This window comes from Brevibacillus sp. M2.1A, assembly GCF_013284355.2.
Taxonomy (GTDB): Bacteria; Bacillota; Bacilli; order Brevibacillales; family Brevibacillaceae; genus Brevibacillus.
Genome location: NZ_JABSUY020000001.1, coordinates 932,501 through 951,310 on the forward strand (window position 1 = coordinate 932,501; position 18,810 = coordinate 951,310).

General features: G+C 49.2%; 16 protein-coding genes (1 of these 16 running past the window's edge). 8 read left to right on the top strand and 8 right to left on the bottom strand.

Annotation, left to right across the window (positions count from 1 at the left end):
• The 5 genes from HP567_RS04645 to HP567_RS04665 form a co-directional block, all read left to right on the top strand.
• Positions 1–1,097, top strand: the 3' portion of a protein-coding gene (locus HP567_RS04645; protein WP_173611804.1) for a sensor histidine kinase. Its footprint begins 199 nt before the window's first position; 1,097 of the gene's 1,296 nt are visible here — the last part of the coding sequence; the start codon falls outside the window, past its left edge; its stop codon occupies positions 1,095–1,097.
• A gap of 141 nt (positions 1,098–1,238) precedes the next feature.
• Entirely contained in the window at positions 1,239–1,526 is a 288-nt protein-coding gene (locus HP567_RS04650; RefSeq protein WP_047073777.1) for a HesB/YadR/YfhF family protein, read from the top strand.
• Positions 1,527–2,020: 494 nt separating this feature from the next.
• Entirely contained in the window at positions 2,021–2,986 is a 966-nt protein-coding gene (locus HP567_RS04655; protein ID WP_173611805.1) for a peptidyl-prolyl cis-trans isomerase, read from the top strand.
• A gap of 40 nt (positions 2,987–3,026) precedes the next feature.
• Entirely contained in the window at positions 3,027–3,761 is a 735-nt protein-coding gene (locus tag HP567_RS04660) for an N-acetylmuramoyl-L-alanine amidase family protein (RefSeq protein ID WP_173611806.1), read from the top strand.
• A gap of 263 nt (positions 3,762–4,024) precedes the next feature.
• Positions 4,025–4,936 carry a hypothetical protein gene (locus HP567_RS04665; protein ID WP_173611807.1) on the top strand — a complete coding sequence of 304 codons (912 nt, stop codon included), beginning with the start codon at positions 4,025–4,027 and terminating at the stop codon, positions 4,934–4,936.
• A 75-nt stretch (positions 4,937–5,011) separates the two neighbouring features.
• On the opposite strand, the gene menC is transcribed toward HP567_RS04665, so the two are convergent.
• The 4 genes from menC to HP567_RS04685 form a co-directional block, all read right to left on the bottom strand.
• Positions 5,012–6,160, bottom strand: a complete 1,149-nt coding sequence (menC, locus tag HP567_RS04670) for an o-succinylbenzoate synthase (protein WP_173611808.1) — start codon at positions 6,158–6,160, stop codon at positions 5,012–5,014.
• A 20-nt stretch (positions 6,161–6,180) separates the two neighbouring features.
• Positions 6,181–7,320 carry a M20 peptidase aminoacylase family protein gene (locus tag HP567_RS04675; RefSeq protein WP_173611809.1) on the bottom strand — a complete coding sequence of 380 codons (1,140 nt, stop codon included), beginning with the start codon at positions 7,318–7,320 and terminating at the stop codon, positions 6,181–6,183.
• 95 nt (positions 7,321–7,415) lie between these two features.
• Complete coding sequence (locus tag HP567_RS04680; RefSeq protein WP_173611810.1) at positions 7,416–8,825, bottom strand: YfcC family protein; 1,410 nt, start codon at positions 8,823–8,825, stop codon at positions 7,416–7,418.
• Between the two features lie 179 nt (positions 8,826–9,004).
• A complete protein-coding gene (locus tag HP567_RS04685; RefSeq protein ID WP_173611811.1) occupies positions 9,005–11,029 on the bottom strand; it encodes a sigma 54-interacting transcriptional regulator in 2,025 nt (674 codons plus the stop codon).
• A 193-nt stretch (positions 11,030–11,222) separates the two neighbouring features.
• On the opposite strand from HP567_RS04685, the gene HP567_RS04690 reads away from it, so the two are divergent.
• Positions 11,223–11,894 carry a LytTR family DNA-binding domain-containing protein gene (locus tag HP567_RS04690; RefSeq protein WP_173611812.1) on the top strand — a complete coding sequence of 224 codons (672 nt, stop codon included), beginning with the start codon at positions 11,223–11,225 and terminating at the stop codon, positions 11,892–11,894.
• A 141-nt stretch (positions 11,895–12,035) separates the two neighbouring features.
• Positions 12,036–13,547 carry an acetyl-CoA hydrolase/transferase family protein gene (locus HP567_RS04695; RefSeq protein WP_173611950.1) on the top strand — a complete coding sequence of 504 codons (1,512 nt, stop codon included), beginning with the start codon at positions 12,036–12,038 and terminating at the stop codon, positions 13,545–13,547.
• 85 nt (positions 13,548–13,632) lie between these two features.
• Here HP567_RS04695 and HP567_RS04700 read toward each other — a convergent pair whose 3' ends face one another.
• Positions 13,633–14,799, bottom strand: a complete 1,167-nt coding sequence (locus HP567_RS04700; RefSeq protein WP_173611813.1) for an MFS transporter — start codon at positions 14,797–14,799, stop codon at positions 13,633–13,635.
• Between the two features lie 157 nt (positions 14,800–14,956).
• Between HP567_RS04700 and HP567_RS04705 the strand changes: the two genes are divergently transcribed.
• Positions 14,957–15,397, top strand: a complete 441-nt coding sequence (locus HP567_RS04705) for an Lrp/AsnC family transcriptional regulator (RefSeq protein ID WP_237899828.1) — start codon at positions 14,957–14,959, stop codon at positions 15,395–15,397.
• A 79-nt stretch (positions 15,398–15,476) separates the two neighbouring features.
• On the opposite strand, the gene HP567_RS04710 is transcribed toward HP567_RS04705, so the two are convergent.
• The 3 genes from HP567_RS04710 to HP567_RS04720 form a co-directional block, all read right to left on the bottom strand.
• Entirely contained in the window at positions 15,477–16,508 is a 1,032-nt protein-coding gene (locus tag HP567_RS04710; protein WP_173611814.1) for a cytochrome d ubiquinol oxidase subunit II, read from the bottom strand.
• Positions 16,505–17,839 carry a cytochrome ubiquinol oxidase subunit I gene (locus HP567_RS04715; protein ID WP_217367296.1) on the bottom strand — a complete coding sequence of 445 codons (1,335 nt, stop codon included), beginning with the start codon at positions 17,837–17,839 and terminating at the stop codon, positions 16,505–16,507. The genes HP567_RS04710 and HP567_RS04715 overlap by 4 nt, the downstream gene beginning before the upstream one ends.
• A gap of 163 nt (positions 17,840–18,002) precedes the next feature.
• Positions 18,003–18,776, bottom strand: coding sequence for a pirin family protein (locus HP567_RS04720; protein WP_173611816.1), 774 nt, complete (start codon positions 18,774–18,776; stop codon positions 18,003–18,005).
• Positions 18,777–18,810: the final 34 nt, after the last annotated feature.

The window sequence follows — 18,810 nt, forward strand, 5'->3', positions numbered from 1 at the left end:
CTTTTCCATACAACCGTCAGGAGAGGAAAAAGTTTAACGATCTGGATCGCCGATATGTTTTGCTCGTTTGGGATAGCTTTGGTCGTGTCATCGGGACTGCATTTGGTGACAGGCTGGAGCCAGAGGAGTATGCAAAATTCCAGCATAACGGAAAAGCAGACGGTATTGAAACGGAAACAGTGAATGGACAAGTCTACCGCGTGCAGACAGTTACTGTTCCGAAAAAGGTTGTTGTAGGCAATCGTATACAGACCGCTTACCAGTTTCAACTGATTTACAATCTGGCACCTGAGCAAAACATGCTGGACAGCTTGCTGTACGTTGTTGTGATCGGCGACATTATCAGTATTGTCATTGCGATCGTGGCTGGGTGGTTTTTGGCGAGAAGGGCACTAATCCCGATCCAAGTCTCGTGGGAAAAACAGCAGCAGTTTATTGCTGATGCTTCCCATGAGCTGAGGACGCCGCTCACGGCCATCATGGTCAATCTGGAGAGGCTTTTCAGACACCCGGATCATACAATTGAGCAGGAAAGCGAAAAAATCATGATTGGGATGCAGGAGGCCAAGCGCTTGAGCAGGCTCGTGTCGGATTTGCTCACACTGGCTCGCAGTGATTCGAACGAGTTGCAGATCATGAATCAGACGTTGCGCTTAGACGAAGTAGCGATCAAATGCACCCAGGTTTTTGCGCAACTTGCCATCGCACGGGAAATTCGTCTCGAAACAGACATCCAGCAACCCATTGAGATGGTGGGGGACCAAGAACGTCTGCATCAGCTCATGGTCATCTTGCTGGATAATGCCTTGAAGTACACCAACGAAGATGGCCAGATTTATGTTTCTTGCAAAAAGGAAGGCGGCCGCGTTTCGATTCTCGTAAAAGACAGTGGGGTCGGGATTTCCAAAGAGGATATTCCGTATTTGTTCGATCGCTTCTTTCGAGTGGATAAAATGCGCTCCCGAGCGACAGAAGGAACCGGCTTGGGACTTTCCATTGCCAAATGGATCGTGGATGCGCACCACGGAAAAATTCAGGTCAGCAGTGAGGTAGGTATCGGAACGAGTTTTTTGGTTACACTTCCCATAAAGCCGTAACAAGATGAAAAGGACCGTTTTCCTAAGCGTAGGGAATCGGTTCTTTTTTCAAATAGTGGAGCAATTCCATTTAACATACTTTTATGTTTCAAATATCTCTAAATTAAGGTAAACTATAAGCAGAGAGGAGTGGTTGTACGAATGAACATGACGATCACTAAAGCAGCGGTAGCATGGTTTCGCGAAGAATGGGGATGCAAAGAAGGAGACAGCATTCGTTTTTTTGTCCGATACGGAGGCGTTAGTACGGTTCAGGATTCATTCTCGATGGGGATTGCCAAAGAGTTGCCGAATGAAATCGGCATTTCGACAGTAGAGGATGGCATCACTTTTTATATGGAAAAAGATGAGCTGTGGTATATGAATGGAAAAGGATTGATTGTTGATTATCGGCCGGAGACTGACGAAGTAGATTTTAAGCTGGATTGAGCAAAGAAAATGGTAGAACATATCCCGTAGGCCAGATGGGGCCATAATAAGGGTGCTGCTTCGAGAATTTAGAATGGCTCACAAAAAGGGGCTGTCTCATAAGTCGATTTTTCGGCTTAGAGACGCCCCTTTTGCATTTCACAAACGTTGATATATCCATGTTCCTGATGTTTAAATTTCAGCGGATTTGCCCTTTTGGGACAGCCCCCTCTTATTTGGCTGGCCAACCATTGTTCACTCCGCCAAAGGTATCGTTGTCCTCTTGGATGACTGCGGCTTGTGGTGTGAAAGGACCATCGTTGTTGACAACAATCGACGAAAATCACTTCCTAAGACCTAAGGAAAAATCAGGGAAAATAGCACTAAAACATGTAGATATATTTATATTTTGGAAATATATTCAATATAGTAATATTATCTTCCAAAGTATCTAGTGAATTCTGGCTGGATATCTACTTTGCCTCATCTGGTTTATGAGAGGATGGCTTGATCACATGAAAAAACGAAGAACATGGCTTTATTTATTTGTACCGATTGGTTTCCTGGGAGTCATTTTTCTGTATGCGGCTTTGATGTACCAGCCCCTTCTTTTTGTTTTCGGCGATCAATTTTTCCGCAGAGACGATTGGGAAAGAATAAAGCCCAAGTATTTCCAAGGGGTAGCGTACTCAGCGGACGAGGAGGTAAGGCTGCTGGAACAACTGAGCTTGGAAGAATTGATCCTTGATATTGGAAAACAGATGGGGGTGAAGACGGATGAGCGTCTGATTGAAGAACATTTAAAACAATTGGGCAGCACGAAAGCGGAGCGTGAAGAAACGTTGCGCCAGATGAACATGACGGAAGAGGACAGCATTCAAAACATAAGACGGGCGATGATTGGTTTTGAAGTGAAAAAGATCGTGACTCGGGATGTTGTGGTGACACAAGAAGAAGTAGAGAGATTTTACCGGGAACAAATCGAGTCTTTTCGCATTCCCGAACTGCGCACCATTTATTATGTACGGGCTAAAAATGGCGACAAGCTCTTGTTGGACAAGCTGAAAGCCGCATCAGCGGAACGTTTTCAGTCCCTGCTGAAGCAATATGGCGAAGATCCCGAGGGGCGTGCCGGATTGCATGAACTGGTCGCTCAGTCCCAAATGTCCGAGAATTATAACGAGATGATTGCGAAGGCCGTGTTTCACTCTCCCGTAATGCGGATTGTTGGCCCTTTTGAGAGCCAGCAGTGGACCTATTGGTTTTTCCCTGCTGAAGTCATGCCACCAAGAACACAAACCCTCCCGGAAGTAAGCCAAAAGATACAGCAAATCATTTATCAAGAGAAAGAATCCGTGGTGTACCGCAAGTGGCTCGAGTCACAGAAGAAATCTAACAATTACCTGTTTTTGCCTGAGAATTTGCAAAGGAATAAATTTTTGGCGTTTTGGAGTGACTTACGCCTTCTTTTCAATTCGTAAGTCGTTTCGAATAAATAAAAATGATAAAGGAGAAATCACCATGAAAGTAGGAAAAATGTTGTTGACTGCACTCATTTGCTGTAGCTTGACGGGGATGGCCGCTCCCGCATTTGCGGAGAATGAAATTGCCGACGAGCCTATGTGGGACAGCGCACCAGCACCAAAAAATTACAGCCCGGAAAAGAAGAAAGCAGCCGAAGAGATGGTTATTAATCAAAAATCGTTCACTCTTGCAGCGAATCCAATCATCGTGATCGACCCTGGACACGGTGGAGATGATCCAGGAGCATTGGGCAACGGTTTGAAAGAAAAAGACCTGACTTTGGACATAGGCCTTCGATCCAAAAATTACATCGTTGCCAACTATCCGGCTACGGTTTACATGACGCGAAGCTCTGATACAACCGTTGCTCTGTCTACCCGAGCCTCTTATGCCAACTCCAAAAACGCCAATTTTTTTGTCTCCATGCATATCAATGCCGCATCCCTTTCCTCGGCCAATGGAGTAGAAACTTACAATTACCCCGGATCAACAACCAGCTTGCGATTGGCAACGGAAACGTACAACCAATTAAGAAATTCGTTTGCAAATGACAGGGGAGTCAAAGCAGCAGAGTTTTACGTATTAAAATACACAAACATGCCGGCATCTTTAGGAGAGACCGGATTTATTACGAATGCGAGTGACGCATCCCAGCTTGCACAAAGTTCCTTCCGTCAAACGCTTGCCACCCAATACGCTACCGGGATGCACCGTTACTGGTGGGGATTCTAAACAAATGATTACAGCCAATCATGCCTTGAAACGGGATCCAGCCGTTTAAGGCACAAACCATTCGATTACGAAGAGGGGCTGTCTCATAAGTCGATTTTTCGGCTTAGAGACGCCCCTTTTGCATTTCTCTCATCTGGAACAGCAATTTGGATCGGCCGCATTCGATAAAAAGAAGTTCTGGGATATTTTTCAATTTATACTTAACAAACAAAAATGTTTGTTATATTATGAATACATACCAAATCGAAAAAGGAGGAAGTTACATGCGTTTACTTGATTCTTACTTGGAGCTTGGCATTACAGGAATGACACGTGCAGCTGTAGCAGGATGGTTCGACGGTCATTATGGGGCAGCTTTATTGGCAGGGTACTTCATGGATCGTGAGCACGATCTCCCTGAACATGTAAAAGAGGGCATTGAGCGGACATGTCAATCCTTCCGCAAGCAAAAGCCTGAATGGTTTGTTCCACTAGATCAAGACGAGCAAGCTGACCCCTCCTTGTTACAGCATGTTATCAATGGCCTCCAGCAAAATGTGAAGCAGCTTCGGACCTCAGGCCATGGACTAGCACTAGGTGTGTTGGCATTAAAAGCACTGCGCGAACGCCCTGATATGATCACTCCGACTGTGGTGGATGGCCTGGTCAGAATTCTCCAAGCGACGACAGAAGACAGGAAAGACCGTTATTGGGGCATCGAGAATTACCATGGCATGACGATTGATGATTTCAAAGACGACGAAGTTGCGCCTTACCATACAACGGCAGAGATGGCAGAGCGGGCGTTTGACGAGCTACGTTTGGTTATACCGCCGCGTGATATTAACGGAGTACGCTATCATTTGGCGAGCGAGGTCGTCCATAACATCACACAGGCTCATGCGTTAACAGATCTGGAGCGATTCGGTTATGAGGATATTGTGAAGCCGGGTATCGTAAACCATCGTCTTCAAATCTATTTGAATCGCCATGTCCCTGAGTTTACTTTGGAAGATGAGGTGAAGGAGCCAGCGTTCGAGGAAATTTTCTCACCGTTGTACTGGGAAAGAACATACAGCGATCCGCATGCATTGAAGCTTCCATATGCTGCACTGGATCTGCTAAAGCGGTTTCCACCAGAGAAGAGAGCTCATGCAGAGCGAAATTTGTGCAAGCTTTTGACGATTACGGATTAATAAAATCGCACAAATAAAAAGAACAGGGAGGCCAATGGGCACTCTCTGTTCTTTTTCACTTCGAATGAGTGTCGTCTACCAGGTAGGAATGACAGTCGTAGTAGATTCTCGATTTGCATAGTAGCTCTTATGCTCGATCAGGGCATTGCGAATGGCAGACTCATTGATGTCAAAACCGATCCCTGGGGTTGTCGGTACAGCCAGCATACCAGGTGCTGCAAAATCGATGACAGGTGTCACGATATCTTCCGCAAAGTAGCGATGGGAAGGGGATGTATCGCCGGCAATCGTGAAGTTGCTAAGCGAGGCCATCGCGATGTTGTGCGCGCGTCCAATTCCTGCCTCCAGCATTCCTCCGCACCATACAGGTACGCCGCGTGTCGCACACAGGTCATGAATCTTCTTGGCGTCGGTCAGACCACCTACGCGACCGATCTTGATGTTGATAATCCGGCAACTGCCGAGCTCGAGTGCTTTGCGGGCATCTTCCACCGTATGGATACTTTCGTCGAGGCAGATCGGTGTTTTCAGCTCTCTTTGCAAGGTGGCATGGTCGATGATGTCATCATGAGCCAACGGCTGTTCAATCATGATCAAACCAAAGCCATCTAAAGCCTTCAGCATCTCCATGTCTGCCAGCGTATACGCAGAGTTTGCGTCCGCCATCAGTGGAACGTCTGGTCCAAATGTGTTGCGGATCGCACGCATTGGCTCGACATCAAAGCCCGGCTTGATTTTCACTTTGATCTTTTTGTAACCGTCACGGATGAAGCCCTCTACCCGTTGCAGCAGTTTTTCGATGGTCGGTTCAATTCCGATACTCACACCGACGTCAATCGTCGTGCGAGTTCCGCCCAATGCTTGGGAGAGGGAGAGGCCGTTCATTTTGGCGTACAAGTCCCAGACGGCACCTTCCAAAGCGGATTTGGCCATGTGGTTGCGGCGCATCCAGGAGAAGAGGCGGGATACGTCATCAGGATGCTCGATCTCCCGTGAAAACAGCTGCGGGATCAAATACTTTTCGAGCATGTACCAGACCGTATCGACATCTTCCTCGTTATAGACGGGGACGTCCATCGCGACGCTTTCGCCGAAGCCGACATGAGCACCGCTGTATGCACGCACGAGAATGCATTCCTTGTGGGTTTCAACTCCCATGCTCGTTTCAAAAGGGGAATTCAACGGAATTTTGATTCGTTGCAGGTCCACGCGTTCGATTTTCATGTTCATCTCTCCTCAACCGTTCATATGGATTGTCGCTCAAACGTTTTCAGTATCGTTCTTGCCAAAATCTCGATGCCGTCTAGCAGTGCTTCTTTTTCAAAAGTCATCTGCGGATGATGAAGTCCTGGTGTCAGGCCACAGCCTAAACCAAGCATGGTCGCGCGAAGCTGTGGACGTTCTTTTGTGTAATAGTGGAAGTCTTCCGCGCCTGGTGTCTGGATCGGCGGTTCGAGCTTCTCTGTCCCCAAGGTTTGGGTAATGGCATCGGCCATGATCAGTCTCGCTTCTTCGTTCACTTCCGCCGCATAGACGCGTTCGGTGATCTCGTAAGACAGCTCAACTTCATAGAGACGGGAAACGTGCTGCAAAATGTGCTCGACACGGGCAAAGAGGGCGTGAATGACTTCATTCGTCTGTGCACGCAGGTCCAAGTGGAACTGTGCCGAGCCCGGAATGATATTGCTGCTTTTGCTACCGGCAGAAAGCTGCGTCATTTTGACAGAATAAGGGACGAGCGGGTCGAGATGAATGCCTTTTAACTGTTCGACAATCGCAGCAGCTACCTCGATAGCGTTGACTCCGAGGTGAGGCCGTGCACCATGAGCATCGGCACCCTTGATTTGCCCGAATACTGTACCCGCCGCCCCGTGCAGGATAGCAGAAGCAGCTGTGCCGCACGGGATTTCCTGGATGGGACGAAGGTGGACACCGTACAGAAAATCAATATCGTCCACTACTTTCTTGTTCACCATCGCAAGTGCGCCATTTCCGCTTTCTTCTGCTGGTTGGAAAATGAGCTTCAGGCGCCCAGGGAGCTGGACGTCCATTGCTTGCAGTACCATCAGGACGCCTAATGCCATGGTCATATGCGCATCGTGTCCGCAGGAATGGTTCGCGGTAAAGACGCCGTTTACTTCTTGCCAGAGTGCGTCCATGTCTGCCCGTACGCCTACAGTGAATTTTCCTGGCGTCAGATCGCCCCATTCGCCAACAACACCCGTCACGTCGTCAAAGGTAGTGACGCGGCAATTGTGTTTTTTCAAGAAGTCAGCGATAAACGAGGTGGTTTGGACTTCCTCCCAGCTAATCTCTGGATGCTGGTGTAAATGCTCGTATAGAGAAAAAATGGCGGGCTGCAATTGTTTGATCGTTGTGCGCATGGTTCCTCCATCGGTTTGTTCGTGAGTAGTCGGTAAGTGAAGCGAAGGCTACGCCAATCCAATTGACGCAGCCATTTTTGTGAAAAGCTTATTTGTTACGAAACGCCGATTGTCACTGCTACAATGAGCGCGATCGAAGCGATAATGGCCCAACCAGCTAGCAGCTTCCAAATGAATTTGACCCATTTCTCATACGGAATGCCTGCAACAGCCAGATAACCCATCAACGCAGAAGAAGTCGGGATAATGGAGTTGGTTACCGCATCGCCGTATTGGAAGGCAAGAACCGCTATCTGACGTTGGATGCCGAGCAGATCCGCAATCGGCACCATGATCGGCATGGTTGTCGCTGCCTGTCCACTACCGGAAGAGATAAAGAGATTGAGAAAGGCTTGAATCACAAACATGGCCAGGACGTTAACGGCATCTGGCAAATGACCAATCGCTGAAGTCAGACTGTTAATCATCGTATCGATAATTTTTCCGTCTTCCAGGACGACCGTGATCGCGCGGGCAAAACCTACGATCAGCGCGCCAAACGTAACGGCTCTCGCACCAGCAACGAAGGAATCAAACAGCGTATTGACCGACAAACCTCCGACGAGACCAGCAACCAGGCCCATGATCAGGAAGGAAGCGGTAAGCTCTGTCAGGAACCATTCGTACTTGAATACACCGTATACGTTGAAGGCGAGGCCACAGACCATTACCAGGAACACGAGCTTGTGACGCGCATTCAAATCGGGGATGTCTACTGCTGCCTGTTCTTGACTAGCGTGATTCTCTACGCCATATAGCACGCTCTTGGTCGGGTCAGCTTTGACACGATACGCATAACGCATGACGTACCAGATGGCAAAAGCGAGCACGAAGACATACACAACAGCGCGGAAGGTAAGACCAGAGAAGAGCGGCAATTGCGCGAGCGACTGCGCCACCCCAACCGTAAATGGATTGATCATCCCGCCCATGAAGCCGGCTGCAGCTCCCATGGTGATCATGGCTGTCCCTGTTACGGCATCAAAGCCCATCGCACGAGCCAGCGCGATACCGATTGGAACGAAGATGATGCTTTCTTCTGCCATTCCCATCGTGAAGCCACCGATGGAGAAGAGGAACATGGAAGCAGGAATGAGCAGCTTTTCCCGACCCTCCAAGTGTCGGACACCTTTATTGATCCCGGCCTCAATCGCTCCGGTCTGGCGGATGATTCCGAATACACCGCTTACAATAAAGATGTAGAAAATGATTTGCGCTCCTTTTTGCATCCCTTCTGGAATCGCTTTGAACATGTCAAAGAACGAGACCGGATCACTTTCTACAGGATGGTAGCTGCCGTTGACGACGATGGTTTTGCCTGAGGCAGCGTCCTTGACGCGATCGAACTCACCAGCCGGGAGCACGTAGGAAGCCAGGGCTGCCAAAATGATGATGATAAAGAGGATGGCATAGGTATGCGGCACAGAAAAACGTTTCTTTGCAGGTTTCAATGGATGTGTAGACATGAGGTCACCTCGCTTTTTTTTGCTTATGACAAGCAAGGGTCGTGCCAAGTGTCGAAATTTCCCGAATATAAGCGTTTTCAGTGGATTTTCATAGGCAAGGTAAGGGCAGAAAACGAGCTTTAGGAATGTTTATTAGGTTTTATGCAGCCTAATACATCCTATTATTCATTGGGCGGAAGTTAAATCCGCCCGTGTTTTCGCAACAATTCAATACCCGCGGGGGTGATGGAGGTTCCTTGTCGGGTTGTGCCTGAACGCACCAAACCTTGCTGCTCTAGTAGTTTTAGCTTGTGTCGTAGTGCGCTCTCCGTCCAGCCTACGGATTGTAGCTCAGGGGAGTGCGCCAATTGATAACGACCGACTGGTTTGTTGGATACGTAATAATGATGCAAGCAATACAAAATATCCAGGTCGCGGTTGTCGTCCAATTTAGGGATAGAAGCTGTTTGCTGCTTTTGAAACAGGCTATCCGTCAATCGTTTGGGGAGGTCCTGAATGCCGATGACAGGATGCTCGCTGACTGTAATGGCATAGTCGACGACATTTTTCAGTTCGCGAATGTTCCCCCGCCAATCATGGCGATTGAATAGCTCCATCACTTCTGGCGACCATGTTTTGCGAATGCCTTGCTGCTCCAGATGCTCATCGATGAGAAGGGGAATATCGCTGATTCGCTCACGCAAAGCGGGAATTTGGATCGGCAGGACAGCTAGACGATAGAACAGGTCCTCACGAAAGCTTCCTTGGGAAACAGCGTCTTCCAAATTGCGATTGGTAGCTGCGATGATGCGGCAATCCACAGAGAGAATGCCTGTACCGCCCACGCGGATGACCTGCTTTTCTTGCAGCACGCGAAGTAGCTTGACCTGAATGGCTCCAGAGATGTCCCCGACCTCATCGAGAAAAATCGTCCCGCCGTCTGCTTGTTCAAACAGGCCGGGCTTTCCGCCTTTTCGTGCTCCTGTAAAGGCACCGTCTTCGTAGCCGAACAGCTCGCTCTCCAGCAGGTTTTCCGGCAAGGAGGCACAGTTGATTGCGACAAAGGGGCCGTTTTTGCGTAGCGAGTGCTGATGAATGGCATGGGCGAACAGCTCTTTTCCCGTTCCGTTTTCACCTGTCAGCAGGATCGTTTGATTGTTTTTTGCCATTTTTTTGCCGAGCTCGATGGCTTGGAGCAGTGGTTGGCTTTGTCCTTTGATATCGGAAAAGGAATAGGTGGCTGTATGGCCGCGCAAGGTGAGCGTGGTTCGCAACCGTTGGATTTCGGTCACGTCTTTTAGTGTACAAACGAAGCCTAAATGCTCATGCCTGCGGCGTATACTTTGACTGCTGACGATAAATTGCTTGTGATCAATGGTTACGAGAGCGTCCTCCAGATCTTCCTGCTCAAAAAAGGGCTGCAGCAAGCTGTGCTCCTTCAACACCGTGTACGGTTGTCCAACAATTGAGGATGCCTGTGGACAAAACAACTCAACGGCGACGTCGTTAATAAACGTAATCAGACCTTGTTCGTTGCAAGCGATCACGGGGTCTTTGACTGCCTGAAAGGTAGATTGCAGCTGGCTATTGAGCTTCTGTACCTCTGCGTAGGAGGTGCCGAGCATTTTCGCGAGCTCAGACATTTCTACGATGAAGGCAGACAAGTACTCGCGCTCCCATTCACTGGGCACGCCTACCTTGCGACCGGTATCAATCAGGTCATGAATGCTGATTTTGCGAAAACCGAGATCAATTACCTCTACGTGAGGAGGAAGAGGTACGTCAGGAACGCTCATAATGATGGCGTATTGAAATTCGAGATCATCAAATGTGCAGCCAGGGTGAAAGGGGACGTAATTCAAATGATCGACGTTCGCCTCCAATAAGTTTTGGATGACCTCCTGTGCGGAAACTGGCGAATTGTTCATGACAGGGACGGTCGTCCCCGGAGGAATCTGCATCAGCGCTTTCATTTTGCGCAGCTCGAAAAAACGATTTAAAACCGTGATGGGTACGGAGTCAGCAACAGCTTGACGGGCAACGGTGTATAGCTCTGGGGATTTGGTTGTGATAAAGACATGATCGACTCCGCTCAAATCGGGAATGTGCTCATGGCTGGCATAGCCGATGACTTTGCAATACGGCTCGAAATAAGCCCTTAGTTCTTTTAACAAAAATTCGAGAGTGTCCGTTCCTTTTGCTATCAAGACAATGGTGTGGTCCATGCTGCACCGCCTTTGCTCAAACAATCGTGAATGTTTTGTAATCTCATGATAGCACAATGCCTGGCTGTAATCGGATGGATTCGCTTGTATAGAGAGGAAAGACAAGGATTGATTTGCGGGTGGGGAAATGTGTTTTAATAGAAATTAGAAGTAAGAACATAGGAAAGCAATAACAGGAGCAGGAGGAATCAGCATGGAGGACAGATTGGTTCCAGAGGTGCTGCAAATGATTGGGGAAGTCTTGCCGGACGGGGTATCGATTGCGATCTCGGACGGCTCACAATACTTGTACTATCAACCGAGTTCCAATATTGACTTGAAAATTACGCCAGGGGATCTCGTTCCCATTGGCTCGGCTACACATCAAGCGCTCATGGAAATGGGAAAAGTGGGGCATCAGGTGGAGAGTCGTATTTTTGGCGTGCCGTACTACGGACTCTCGCTTCCATTAGTGCGAAATGGTCAGGTCATGGGCTGTATTACCGCCATCTATCCACCTCAAAACGTTCCGCTCACAAATCCGGAGCCGCGTCTATCGTTTTTGATCGGAAAAGGGGAGGACGGCTGGCTGCCCATTCCATTAACGGAGATCGTCTATATCAGCTCTCATGAAGGAAAAACGCTTCTGCATACGGCTAGCGGATCATATGCGAACAAATACAACATGGCTGAACTCGAGTACATGCTCCCGAAAGAGCGATTTGTGCGCTGTCATCGGTCGTATTTCGTCAATATGGAATCGATCGGCTTTATTCACCCGCATTTTCATTCGACGTTTTTATTGGAGATGAAGGACAAGCAAAAGACAAGAGTTCCTGTGAGTCAGTCGTACGCCAGCTCGTTTCGGCAATTGCTCGGCTTCTGAAATATCTGACAAATGAGAATGATTCGCTGCCGTTTTTTCTTGATAGCCGCGTAAAAATTCTGTTTTGTTGAAAATCGAGTGCCCGCTCAGAATCCTTGTGCTAGTGTAAAGGCAATAAAGATGGCATGGGAGGTCACAATGATGTGGGAGCGCTTACGCGATAAACGACTGGCAGATAAAATCGTGACGGCTGAGGTAGCAGCAGGATGGATTGAGGATGGCATGACGATCGGGTTAAGTGGTTTCACGCGTGCTGGTGATGCCAAGGTCGTGCCGCTCGCATTGGCTGAGTTGGCGAAAAAAGAGAACAAGCCTTTTGGCGTAAACGTATATACAGGAGCATCACTCGGCTCCGATGTAGATGCCGTTATGGCGGAAGCGGGGATCATCAACAAGCGATTGCCTTTTCAAGCAGATCCGGTTATGCGCAAAAAAATCAACGATGGTAGCATGATGTTCGTTGACCAGCATTTGTCGCATACAGCGGAAGCAATTCGTCAGGGAGCGATTGACGCAATCGATTACGCGATTGTGGAAGCGGTTGCAATTACAGAAGAGGGTATGATCATTCCGGCTACGTCCGTGGGGAACTCCAATATTTTCGTGGAAAATGCCAAGCATGTCATCATTGAGTTGAATATGGCTCAATCGGTGGAATTGGAAGGCATTCATGATATTTATACACCCGCAAAACAAGGAGAGCGTGAACCGATTCCGCTCACGTCTGTGGATCAGCGCATAGGCACAGCAGGGATCCCGGTCGATCCGAATAAAGTAAAAGGGATTGTCTTGACGAATCAGTTGGATTCTCCGTCGACAATTGTGGAGCCGGACGAAGAAACGGCGCAGATTGCGGCACATCTGATCGAGTTTTTGCGTCAGGAGGTAAAAGAGGGACGCTTGCCGCACAATCTCGCGCCATTGCAATCAGGAATCGGATCGGTAGCGAATGCGGTTTTCAACGGATTTTTGGATTCGGAATTCACGGATCTGACAGTCTTCTCGGAAGTGTTGCAGGATGCGGTGTTTGATTTGCTTGATGCAGGTAAAATTTCGTTTGCCTCAGGCTGTTCGATCACGCTGACGGCTGATAAGATGAAGCATGTCACCGAAAATTTTGCCCAATACCGTGACAAGCTGCTGTTGCGTCCGCAAGAAATCACGAACCATCCGGAGCTGATTCGCCGCCTCGGTCTGATTGCGATCAATACAGCGATTGAAGCGGACATCTACGGCAACGTCAACTCGACCAACGTGTCGGGTACACGAATGATGAACGGCATCGGCGGCTCTGGTGATTTTGCTCGTAACGCACGTCTGGGCATCTTCGTAACCAAGTCGATTGCCAAAGGTGGAAACATTTCGAGCATCGTTCCGTTTGCCTCCCATGTGGATCATACCGAGCACGATGTCGATATTATCGTCACTGAGCAAGGCTTGGCTGACTTGAGAGGCTTGGCTCCGCGTCAAAGAGCCATCAAAATTATCGAGAATTGTGCGCATCCGATGTACCGCGATCAATTGATGGCATACTATGAGGAAGCACTCACACGTGGCGGGCACACCCCGCATGTACTGGAAAAGGCATTCTCCTGGCATGTACGTTACGCGCAGGAAGGCACGATGCTTGCGAAAAAGCCAGCGTTGGTTTAGTCGATGGAATGATGAAAAAAGTAAACCCGCTCGGGCGTTAAAGCCTTGGCGGGTTTTTCTCGTCTCCAATGCAATGTTTACGTTTTTACGCTTGCAAGCTTTCCTGCCTTTTTTCCTGAGCAAACGAAGCCCATGCAAAGCCAAAGCCGACGAGGACGAGCAGACCGCCGACCCAGCTGATGTGAGCAATACCTACATGGTCTACGATCACCCCACCGAGACCTGCACCTAGCGCCAGTCCAAGCTGAAAAACCGAGGTGTTCATGCTGAGGGCCACCTGCGAAGAGTGAGGGGACAGCGTGATCAAATAATACTGCTGGGCTGGAACGGTGGTTTGCACGGCAGCGACCCAGAACATAACGGTGATGATTGCCCCCATGAACAGTTGCGAAGACAGCGGCAGGATCAGCAGGATGACTGCGTGAAGAAGCAAGCTGACATACAGCGTAAGGCGAATCCCCCATTTGTCGGTGGAGACGCCTCCAATCCGCGAGCCAGCCACACTAGCGAGGCCTGCCAAGAAAAGCGTGGTGCTTACCCAAGCAGTCGTCATGGCGGAAGTGTTCTGTAGAAGCGGAGTAATGTAGGTATAGACGGTGGAATACCCTGTGACAAAGAACAAAGAGATAAATAGCGCATGAATCACCCGTTTGTTGCGGAGTGCGGCCAACTGTTTGCGTAGCGGGACAGCCTCTTCCCCCTGCTGCTTCGGCAAATAGGCCAAGATAGCGAAGAAGGGAACGAGCGTCAGGACGGCAATGAGCGCGAAAACAGGGCGCCATCCCCAGATGTCTCCCAGCATGGTGCCAAGTGGAACCCCAAGCACGAGCGAGAGGCTGAAGCCCATGAGGATGATCGCGATGGAGCTGCCTTTTTTCTCTGGGGAGGCCATATTGGCTGCTTGCGAGAGAGCTACCACGGTGTAGATGCCTCCACAAAGCCCCAGCAGAATGCGGGATACCATCAACAGCGAGAAGCTCGGGCTTATGGATGCGAGCAGGTTTGCGGCTATAAATGAAAACAGCGTCCAAAGGATGAGCTTTTTGCGTTCTACTCCGGCGGTGAGCGCGATCAAGACCGGAGCTCCAAAGGCAAAGGCAAGGGAAAAGGCGGTCACTAACTGACCAGCGAGAGAGAGGGAGACATGGGTGTCATCTGCGATCATGCCGATGATTCCGGTTACGATTGATTCAGCTGTGCCAATCATGAATTCTCCCAAGGCCAGTAATAGGATTAAAAATTTTTTAGGCAAGGTGGTTCACTCCTCGAGCTAACAAAATTGACGTAGTGACATTTTACGAAACGATTTCTATAATTTACATACATGAACCAAGGTGTTTATGATGAATGGCTTTCTATATACAAGTTATTTGGCAGGAAACGCTTATGGATTTGAAAGGATGATCTGCGTGGACCAAATCGATTACAAAATCATGAGCTTGTTGCACGAAAATTCGCGGATACCATTCGCTGAGCTGGGGAGAATCATCGGGATGACGCAGCCTGCCGTGAAGGAGCGGGTCCGTCGTCTCGAGGAGCAGGGAATCATTACGGGCTACCACGCGTCGATCTCTCAGGAAAAACTCGGTAAGCACACGACTGCTTTTGTCATGTTCCGCACCAAGCAATGTGCGGCGTTCATCGATTTCTGCAAGCAATCGCCGGAAGTGACAGACATGTACCGGATCAGTGGGGAGTATAACTACATGCTGAAAGTGGTAACAAGGTCGACGGAGGAATTGGTTGCCTTCTCGGAACGCACTGGGGATTTTGGCTTCTCCTATACATTGATCGTGCTAACGGCGCCGTTTGAACAAAAAGTGATGCTGGAGGAAGAGAAAATCTTCTGATCGTGCTTCTGACTGAACAAAAAAAGAGGCTCCGCCGTATCAGGGCGAAGCCTCTTTCCTTTTGCGTATCGCGAAAATGCTATTTTTGCCGTACATACTGCTCGTCCCTCATAAACAGACGCCAGAAATAAATAAAACCGGGTACGAGAATCGCAAAGCCGACCAAGTAACAAATGAACAGAGCGTGGAACGTATCCGGATGTGTAAAGCTGGACTCAATCGTCACATGGGGATAGACGATGTAGGGGAGGCGTGCTGCACCGTAGGCATAGCTGGCGAGCAGATATTGCGTTGTGGCGACAATGACCGCAATCCGCGGAAGATGGATGCCGAAGTATCGACGGTCTTGAGGCAGCAAAAGAGCGATATAACTAATGAAAAAACAGACCGCCGATGCAATAAGCCACGGCAAATAGTCGAGAATGCGATCATATAGCCATTTTGCCTCTATCTGCATCGTCAGCACGGTAACCAATGCCGCTAGCAGCGTAATCGGCCCCAGAAGCACCGCATCCCGGCGGTAGACGGCGAAGGCTTGCTTTTCACCTGCGACGAAGGAATAGTCCGCGAGAAGCAGCGACGAGAGGTAGAGTGTGCTGCTGACGGCAAGACCAATAAAAGAATAGACGTGCGGGCTGGTCAAAAAGAGTCCCCAATCGAGAGACTCCACACCATTGACCGTTCGAGCCAGCCCGCCCTGTGTCACAGGAAGTACGCTAATTAACAGAGCTGGCACCAATATCCCGGTAACGCCTGAGACGATGCTGAGCATCTTGTCATACCTGTAAATCAGATGAGAAAACACCATGAACGTACTGCGAATCAACATCAATAACACCACGAGACATCCGGGAACAAGCAGCAGGCTTGCCAATGTGTAGGTCGCGCCAGGGAAAAAGGTAACGAGCGCGACTACAATTAACACGATAAAGACATTCACGACCTCCCAGGAGGGCGAGAGGTAGCGATTGGCGATTTGGGTGGCTTTGGTTTTTTCCCGATTCAAATAGATCATCGACCAAAAACCAGCACCGAAGTCGAAGGAGGCTGCGACGGAATAGATGACGACGAAAATCCAGAGCAGCGTAATGGCAATAATCGTGTCGGTCATGCCGTTCCTCCGTCCACTTTCGGCTGTTCTGGCGGATCGAGCTGTAAGGGATGGCGGCCAAAATAGCTGCGGAATACGAGCAGGGTGACGATCGCGAAAAATACGTACACCGAGAGAAAAATCCAAAATAGAGTAGAAATGCCTGCTGCTTGGGTAGCAGCGTCAACTGTTTTCATCACGCGATACACCACCCATGGCTGGCGTCCTGTGCAGGCAAAAATCCAGCCGAATTCGATGCCTAGCAAGGCGAGCGGTCCACTCGCGACAAAGATCCAGAGAACCCAACGGGGAAACTGAGATCGTTTTAGGAGCTTCTTCCAAGCGAAGCCGATGAAACCTACAAAGATCAACAAGCTACCGATGATGACCATCCCGTTAAATAACGTATGGATGTAGAGTGGAGGCCACAGCTCCTTTGGAAAGTCGTCCAGACCGACCACGACCTCGTCAAAGCGATTGGCTGCAAGGAAGCTGAGCGCCCATGGAATCTCGATGGCGTATTTGACTTCTTTTGTCTCGGGATCGGTATAGCCGCCAATCGCGAGTGGGGCATATGCTTGTGTTTCAAACAGTCCTTCCGCAGCGGCCAGCTTTTCCGGCTGGTATTTATGCAAAAGCTGCGCGGATTCATGCCCGTTCAAGGCAGTTAATAGGGAAAAGGTGCCTCCCACGATTAAACCGGCCAAGAGTGCTTTTTGATGATACAAATAAACCCGACTGCCTTTTTCAGCGCGCAGCATTTTCCACGCTGCTACACCAGCGACGATGAATGCCCCCGTCATATAAGCAGAGACAGTTACATGACCTGCCGTCACGAAAAAGCTGGGATTAAAAAAAGCTTTCCAAGGGTCCACGTCGACGATTTGCCCATCGACCATCCGAAAGCCAGTTGGCGTGCCTTCAAAGGCGTGGACATTCGTAATCAGGATCGCGGACGCCGTCGCACCAAGCAAAACCATGAACAAGCTCAACAAACGCATGTTGCGGGATAAGCGGTGAGCCGCGTAAACGTAGATGGACATAAATAAGGCTTCCACGAAGAAAGCGAATATTTCGATCTGAAAAGGTAGCGAGATCACCTTGCCGACAATCTCCATGAATCCAGGCCATAATAGGGAAAGCTGGACTCCAGCAATCGTACCAGAGGGGATCGCGACGCCTAATAAGATCGCCTGGGCTTTTGTCCAGCGTTTGGCCATCATCTCGTAATCTCGGTCACGCGTCCGCCAAAAGAGGAGCTCCACCAGCAAGATCATGAGCGGGAGACCAACACCCATGGTCGCAAAAATAATGTGAAAGGCCATAGTCGTCCCGAATATGGCTCTGGTCATCACGATATCTTCCACGTTCAACTTCCTTTCTGATCGGCACCAAAAATTGTTAACGATTTCCTCGTTAATGTCCCATGAGGAGGCGGAGTTTATACGAAAAAAACCGTCACAAAAATGTGACGGTCGGGCTTGATGATAGGATAAGGACGTTTAGAAGAGTAGATTATTTACGATAGAGTGGATAATCAACCTCAGTTGGTACTTGAATCAACACCAGGCGGAGTGGAGCATCCGTTGAGGCTGTGTAGATGGCTGTGCTGCTTTCCGCGGAGGAGAGAACGACAAAGTCACCTTTGGTTGCCGGGGTGTGGTTCTCGCTGACAGTTGCTTTCTCTGCAACGCTTCCGTTCCCTTCCACTATGACGACTGCGTGAGCATAACCAGCCGGGAGTTCTTTTTCATACGACTTTCCAGCGGGAATCGTGATATCGCTCATCAAGGAATCCGTGACCAACTGAATGGGAGCAGACGATCCGATGATGTGTTTTACTTGGACACCATCGACATCCTCAGACGGAAACTCCTCATGATCATACTGATTGTAAGTAGGCGGTTGCTTCGTTGTCTGCGCAAGATGCGGTTCAAACCAGATTTGAAACATTTCTGTATCCTTGCCGAGCTCTTCTGCATGGTACGCGCCTGAACCGGTTTGCATGATCTGCGCGCCGCCTGTCGACACCTCTTGAAGATTTCCGAGTGTGTCCCGATGTCCGACTGTCCCTGTGAGGACATACGACAAAATTTCAAAGCCGGAGTGAGGATGCAGCGGAATTTCAAATGTCTTCAGCGATTTTGCCCATGCCCAGTAAAAAAGCGGTCCTACCCGTTTGACAACGGAGCCTTCATGAGGGAAGCCAATTGGTTTATTCTCTACGATTTCACCGTCGCCAAAATGTCCTTTTGCTTGCTCGTTCTGTGTGTAGACGCGGATTTCCATCTGATGTTCCTCCCTTAGTACGATTGCTGGCTTA